Source organism: Albidovulum sp. (assembly GCF_049646345.1).
GTDB lineage: Bacteria > Pseudomonadota > Alphaproteobacteria > Rhodobacterales > Rhodobacteraceae > Albidovulum.
The window spans coordinates 1-6792 of record NZ_JBARVQ010000073.1 but is presented as its reverse complement, the minus strand read 5'-3'; the positions used below and the strand labels follow the sequence as shown (position 1 = coordinate 6792).

The following is a 6792-nucleotide window of genomic DNA, read 5'->3' as shown; positions in this document are numbered from 1 at the left end:
GACCTTGACCGCCCGCGTGTGGCGGACCTGAAGGTGGCCGGGGCCGGTATTCTGTGCTGGACCGTGAAATCGGAGACAGCTGAGGCGGAGGCGCGCCGGATTGTCGATAATGTGACCTTCGAGCGCTACAGCGCGGTCATCCCGGCTTGACGAAGCCCCCCGCCGATCCCCAAGTCAGGGGGAAGGACAGGGCCATGGATCAGACCGCCATCGAAATCACTGCGCTTTCCGGTCTTGGCGACATTGCCGAAGCCGATTGGGATGCCTGTGCCTGCCCCGAAGCGGTAGCTGGTTCGCCCATCGACCCGTTCACCACCCACAGGTTTTTGCACGCGCTGGAGCGCTCGGGTTCGGTCGGGCCGGGCACCGGCTGGCAGCCGCATCATCTTGTGGCGCGGGCCGAGGGGCAGATCATCGCCGTGATGCCGCTTTACGTGAAGACCGACAGTCAGGGCGAATACATCTTTGATCATGGTTGGGCTGATGCGCTGCACCGGGCGGGGGGGAAATATTACCCGAAACTGCAGGCAGCCGTGCCCTTCACCCCCGCCACCGGCCGCCGCTTTCTGACCCGGCCGGGATGTGAGGCGACGGGCATCGCCGCACTGACGCAAGCCATGGTGCAGATCGCCGCTGACAATGGTCTGTCCTCGGCCCATATCACCTTTTGCACGGGCGAGGAGGCCGAGGCCGGGGCGCGGATGGGTCTTTTTCACCGTGTCACCCAGCAGTTTCACTGGGAAAACCGCGACTATGCCGATTTCGATGCCTTTCTTGCCGACCTCTCGTCCCGCAAGCGTAAGGCGATCCGCAAGGAACGGGCCGGGGCTGCGGGGTTCGGCGGTACGATCCGGCCACTGACGGGGGATGATCTGAGGCCCGAACACTGGGATGCCTTCTGGACCTTCTATCAGGATACCGGAAGCCGCAAATGGGGCCGCCCCTATCTGACCCGCGCCTTTTTCGACGCGGTGCAGGAAGGGATGCGCGACGACGTGCTTCTGATCCTCGCCGAAAGGGATGGCCGGCCGGTTGCGGGGGCCTTGAACTTCCTTGGCCGCGACACGCTTTATGGCCGCTACTGGGGCGCGGTCGAGGATCATCCGTTCCTGCATTTCGAATGCTGCTACTACCGTGCCATCGACCATGCCATTGCCCATGGCCTGACCCGTGTCGAGGCCGGCGCGCAGGGTGACCACAAGCTGGCGCGCGGCTATCTGCCGGTCGAAACCCATTCGCTGCATTGGATTGCCGAACCGTCGTTTCGGACTGCCGTCGCCCGCTATCTGGAGGCCGAGACCCGTGCGGTCGGCGAAGAGATCGAGATTCTTACCGACTACGGCCCGTTCCGAAAACCGGACGCCGGGACCGGTCGCCTTTAACCCCTGAAAGGAATGCCCATGGCCGATCTGCTGACCGATTTGGAACGCCAGACCGATCTGCCCGCCCTTGGAGAGGTCGGCTGGAACGCCGTCGAGGGCCGCGATGCGATCCGCAAGATCTGGAATTTCCGCAGTTTTTCCGAGGCCTGGGGCTTCATGTCCCGCGCCGCCTTGCAGGCGGAAAAGCTGAACCACCATCCGGAATGGTCGAATACCTACAATATCGTCGATGTCACGCTGACCACGCATGATTGCGGCGGGCTGTCATCACTGGACGTGACGCTGGCCAAACGCATGGACAAGATCGCAGGCGCGGCCGAGGTGCAGCGCGATCACGGCGCGCCGGTCGAATGTCTGTGCGAATTACACGCGAAGCGCGGCGGTGGCGCCTGATCGCCCCCCACCCCCATCCCCTCCCCACGAGGGGGAGGGGAGGCGCTGAACGCGCCATCGGGTCAGGTCAGATCGCGGCCAGCAAGGCTTCGCCGCCCGAGGTTTCGCAGACACCGGGGCTTTCTTCGGCATGCAGAACCTTGACGACCCCATCCTCGGCATAAAGTGCGTAGCGCTTTGAACGGTCGATCAGGCCCGCTGGCGGAGCGGTGAAATTCATTCCGATCGCTTTGGTGAACGCACTTTCGGCGTCTCCCAGCATGGTGATCCCGGCCTGGCCCGCGCCGGTCGCCTCATCCCAGGCCTTCATCACGAAGGGGTCGTTGACCGACACGCAGATGATCTCATCCACGCCCTTCGCATCGAATCCGGATTTGGTGCGGATGAAGCTGGGCACATGGGCACCGGTGCAGACGCCGGTATAGGCGCCGGGCAGACCGAAGATCACAACCTTGCGGCCCTTGAGCTTTGCGCCAAGGTCGACCGTTTCCGGCCCGTTCGCGCCCATCTGCAACAATGTTGCGCCCGGCAGTGTTCCACCCGTGGTGATCGTCATCTTGGCATCCTCTCGCGTTGCGTTTTCCTTGATCAACGATATAGGGTCGCGGCGTGCGGCGACCAGAGGGAGAATGCATATGGGCGGGATCGTGATCATCGGCGCGGGTCAGGCGGGGGCATCACTGGCGGCGAAGCTGCGCGGCCTTGGCCACACAGGTGCGATCACAATGATCGGCGAGGAACCGGCCCCGCCCTATCAGCGCCCGCCTTTGTCGAAGGGCTATCTGCTGGGTGAGATGGAGCTGGAGCGGCTTTACCTGCGCGCGCCCTCCTTCTGGGCCGATCAGGATATCACCCTGAAACTCGGGGCCGAGGTTACAGCGATCGACCGCAGCGCGAAGACGGTGCGGGTGGACGGCGAAAGCATCCCCTATGATCAACTGGCCCTGACCACCGGATCGCGGCCCCGGCGGCTGCCTGCCGCCGGAGGGGGCGATCTGTCCGGTGTCTACACGGTTCGCACGCTGGCCGATGTGGATGCGATGGCGCCGGAGTTTCAGGCGGGACGCAGGCTGCTGATCGTCGGCGGCGGCTATATCGGGCTGGAGGCGGCGGCGGTTGGCGCGAAACTTGGCCTGAATGTCACCCTGATCGAGATGGCGCTGCGCATCCTGCAACGTGTGGCCTGCCCCGAAACTTCGGACTATTTCCGCAAGCTGCATGGCGGTCATGGTGTGAAGATCCTTGAAAATACCGGGCTTGACCGGCTGACGGGCGAGGGGCGCGTGTCCGGTGCCGCCCTGTCCGACGGCACGCAGATCGAGGTCGATTTCGTCATTGTCGGCGTCGGCATCACGCCGCTGACCATCCTCGCCGAAGAGGCGGGACTGGTGATTGAGAACGGTATCCGCACCGATGCCGAGGGCCGGACCTCGGACCCGGCAATCTGGGCTGCGGGTGATTGCGCCTCATTCCCGCATCGGGGCGGGCGTATCCGGCTGGAAAGTGTCGGCAATGCCATCGATCAGGCCGAACTGGTGGCGGAAAACATGCTGGGTGCGGGCAAGGGATATGAGGCCAAGCCGTGGTTCTGGTCGGATCAGTATGACGTGAAACTGCAGATCGCGGGGCTGAATACCGGCTATGACCGGATCGTGACCCGGCCGGGCGAGGGCGGGGCGGTCAGCTTCTGGTATTATAAGGGCGACACGCTGCTGGCGCTCGACGCGATGAACGATGCCCGCGCCTATATGATCGGCAAGCGGTTGATCGAGGCGGGCAAATCCCCCGATCCGGGCGTGATCGCCGACCCTGCGGCCGACCTCAAACCGCTTCTCAAAGCGTGAGGATCATTGGCGGTACACGGCGTGGGCTGAAGCTCGCCGAGGTTGGTGCGGGCGACGCCACCGCGCATCTGCGCCCAACTTCGGACCGGGTGCGCGAGGCGATCTTCAATCTTCTGATGAATGGGCCCTACGGCAATCCGGTTCAGGATGCCCGCGTGCTCGATCTTTTCGCCGGGACCGGGGCGCTGGGGCTGGAGGCGCTGAGCCGGGGGGCCGCACGCGTCGCCTTCGTCGATGACGGGACGGCGGCGCGGGCGCTGCTGCGCCAGAATATCGAGAAGATGCAGGCGATGGGCACAACCGATGTCTGGCGTCGCGATGCGACCCGGATGGGGCCGAACCGGGGGCCGGGATATGGTCTCGTCTTCCTCGATCCGCCCTATGGCAAGGGTCTGGGCGAACAGGCGCTCGCCTCGCTCGCCGAGGGGGGCTGGCTGACCCCCGGCGCGCTGATCGTCTGGGAGGAAAGCACAAGCCCCGTCTTGCCTGACGGCTTCACCCAACGCGATCAGCGCCGCTATGGCGAAACGCTGATCACCATCCTGCAAGCGACCGAATGAGGCCCGCCGCCGTTCTTTTTGACTGCGACGGGGTGATCGTCGACAGTGAACCGATTACCGACCGGGTGATCGCGGCAAATCTCGGGCGTCATGGTATGCCCGTCGCGCCCGAAGACGTGAACCGCCTTTTCATCGGTGGCACGATGGCCAGCGTCGGCGATTATGCCCGCGCACGCGGTGCCCGCCTTCCGGATGCCTGGCTTGACGTCATCTACGGTGAAATCTTCGCCTGTCTCGCCGAAGGCACGCCGCTTGTCCCGGGTATTGTCACGGTCCTTGATGCTCTCGATGCGTCGGGCATTCCCTATGCGGTCGGCTCCAACGGCCCGCATGCCAAGATGCAGGTGACATTGGGGCAGCACCCGGCACTCCACACCCGGCTGAAAGGTCGCATCTTTTCGCGCGAGGATGTCGCGCGCCCGAAACCTGCGCCTGACCTGTACCTTCACGCGGCGCAAGCGCTTGGGGCCGCGCCCGAGGCCTGCATCGTCGTGGAAGACAGCGCCACTGGTGTCCGGGCTGCCCGCGCGGCGGGCATGCGTGCTTTTCTCTATGCTCCGGAAGGCGGGGGGGAGGCCGCCGAAGGCGTTCATGTCTTTCAGCGCATGGAGGCACTTCCGGGCCTTTTCGGGATCTGACCCTGCATTCGGCGGCGCGACCGCCCCGCCCATCGAAATGCTGCCTGTCACGCAGGAGAATTCCTGGCCAGGGCGTTTCGGGTTTGTGTTGAAATATCGATCATCGGAAATCGACTGAGACAGGTTCGATTTCCGATGCAGAATAGTCCCGAACCGCTATAGGATTCCGATGGCCGCTCTGACCGATCTTTTCGCTGAGGACTATCATGACACCCGAGATGATCCTGACCAATGCCCGTATCCTGACGATGAATCCGGCCGATCACCATGCCGAGGCGATCGCGATCGGGCAGGGTCGTATCCTTGCGATCGGTCACCGGCGGGAGATTGAAGATCTGGCGGTCCCGGGGACCGAGGTGGTCGATTGCGGCGGGGCAACCGTCTTGCCGGGATTTTTTGAAAGCCATCTGCATCTGGTGCTTGGCGGGGCCGAACTGGCCCATCTGCAACTGACCCATGTCGACGGGGCCGAGCCGCTGGCCCGCGCTTTCCGCGATTTTGCCGCGCGCCATCCCGACCATCCGCTCCTGATGGCGCAGGGTGGGCATTACACGATGCTCGACCACCCGATGACGCGCCATGACCTTGATGCGATCATTGCCGATCGGCCGATCGCCATCGGCGCGCATGACCATCACACCGTCTGGGCCAATACCGCCGCGCTGAAGGCGGCGGGTATCCTTGAAGGGGCCGCGATGCCGCACGGGCATGAGGTGGTGATGGGCGCGGACGGGCTGGCCACGGGCGAGTTGCGTGAATTCGAGGCCTTCGCGCCGGTGATCGCGCTGGGCGGAGAGGCGCGGCTGAACCTCGGCATCGCGACGGGTGAAGAGCCCTCGCCCTGGCCCGACGCGGCGGCGCAGGCCATCGACCGGGCCAAGGTCGCTAACGGTCTGGCCCATGCAGCCCGGCATGGCATCACCTCGATGGTGAACATGGATGGCAACCGCTACACACTGGACCTGCTGCGGGGTTTGCAGGCCGAAGGCGGGCTGATCGCAAGGGTCAGGGTGCCGTTCCATTTCAAGCCGCATATGGATCTGTCGGCGCTGGACCGGGCCGAGACCATGACGAGGGATTTCGACGATGACTGGCTGAGTTCCGGTTTCGTCAAGATGTTCATGGACGGGGTGATCGACAGCGGCACCGCCTTCCGGCTGGACGACTATCCGGGTCGGCCGGGCTATCATTCCGAACCGCTCTTTCCCGGCCCGCGTTTCAATGAGATCGCGGCAGAGGCCGACCGGCGTGGTTTGCAGATCGCAGTGCACGCCATCGGTGACGGTGCGGTCCGGACTACGATCGACGGGTATGAGGCGGCGCAAAGGGCCAATGGCAGGCGCGACAGCCGCCACCGGATCGAGCATATCGAGATGATTGACCGGGCCGATATCCCCCGCCTTGGTGCCCTTGGCATCACCGCCTCGCTGCAACCGCCGCATGCGCCGGGGGCGATGGATTTCGCGATGTTCCCGACCTTCGACGCGATTGGCCGGAACCGCTGGGCGGATGCATATCTCTGCCGGACCCTCGCCGAGGCGGGGGCGCCGCTGGCCTTCGCCTCGGACTGGCCTGTCACCGATATTTCGGTCCTGCGCGGCATTCAGGCGGCCCTGACCCGGCCGGTCTATGAGGGGGCCGAAGATCAGCGCGTGCCGCTCATGCAGGTGCTGCACGCCTATACGGCCGGTGGCGCCTGGGCCGCGCATCGCGATCAGGTCACGGGTATGCTGCGGCCCGGCCTTGCCGCTGACATCGTCGTGCTGTCAGGCGATATCGAGGCAACCCCGCCAGAGGCGGTCGCCGACCTGACGGTCGCGCTGACCATTTGTGGAGGGCGGGTGACATATCGCAAGGGCGGGCAGTGCAGCTGACGAAGGCCTGAAGAGAGCCCGTTGCGGTCTACGCCAAGAGTACAACGCAAGCCGGGCGAGCGCCTGCCCGTGGGGTGGCGCAGCAACGGGTATTCGGGGCA

7 protein-coding genes and 1 pseudogene are annotated in these 6792 nt (G+C 64.7%); 7 read left to right on the top strand and 1 reads right to left on the bottom strand.

The window, feature by feature from the left end:
• The 3 genes and pseudogenes from WBB85_RS01850 to WBB85_RS01840 form a co-directional block, all read left to right on the top strand.
• Window positions 1–150, top strand: a pseudogene (locus WBB85_RS01850) (glycerophosphodiester phosphodiesterase family protein); the annotation flags it as partial.
• Window positions 151–194: 44 nt separating this feature from the next.
• Complete coding sequence (locus WBB85_RS01845) at window positions 195–1382, top strand: GNAT family N-acetyltransferase (protein WP_432636920.1); 1188 nt, start codon at window positions 195–197, stop codon at window positions 1380–1382.
• A gap of 18 nt (window positions 1383–1400) precedes the next feature.
• Window positions 1401–1775, top strand: coding sequence for a 4a-hydroxytetrahydrobiopterin dehydratase (locus tag WBB85_RS01840; protein ID WP_432636919.1), 375 nt, complete (start codon window positions 1401–1403; stop codon window positions 1773–1775).
• 67 nt (window positions 1776–1842) lie between these two features.
• Here the strand turns inward: WBB85_RS01840 and WBB85_RS01835 are convergent, their stop codons facing one another.
• A complete protein-coding gene (locus WBB85_RS01835) occupies window positions 1843–2331 on the bottom strand; it encodes a peroxiredoxin (RefSeq protein WP_432636918.1) in 489 nt (162 codons plus the stop codon).
• 79 nt (window positions 2332–2410) lie between these two features.
• On the opposite strand from WBB85_RS01835, the gene WBB85_RS01830 reads away from it, so the two are divergent.
• From WBB85_RS01830 to WBB85_RS01815, 4 genes are all read left to right on the top strand, one after another.
• The gene (locus tag WBB85_RS01830) at window positions 2411–3619 is read left to right on the top strand and encodes an NAD(P)/FAD-dependent oxidoreductase (RefSeq protein WP_432636917.1); all 1209 of its coding nucleotides are present in this window, start codon (window positions 2411–2413) and stop codon (window positions 3617–3619) included.
• On the top strand, window positions 3616–4179 hold the full coding sequence (rsmD, locus tag WBB85_RS01825) for a 16S rRNA (guanine(966)-N(2))-methyltransferase RsmD (RefSeq protein ID WP_432636916.1): 564 nt from the start codon (window positions 3616–3618) through the stop codon (window positions 4177–4179). Before WBB85_RS01830 ends, rsmD begins: the two co-directional genes overlap by 4 nt.
• Window positions 4176–4817 (top strand): HAD family hydrolase, encoded by a 642-nt coding sequence (locus tag WBB85_RS01820; protein WP_432636915.1) that lies wholly within the window; start codon window positions 4176–4178, stop codon window positions 4815–4817. The genes rsmD and WBB85_RS01820 overlap by 4 nt, the downstream gene beginning before the upstream one ends.
• A 206-nt stretch (window positions 4818–5023) precedes the next feature.
• Window positions 5024–6691 (top strand): amidohydrolase, encoded by a 1668-nt coding sequence (locus tag WBB85_RS01815; RefSeq protein ID WP_432636914.1) that lies wholly within the window; start codon window positions 5024–5026, stop codon window positions 6689–6691.
• Window positions 6692–6792: the final 101 nt, after the last annotated feature.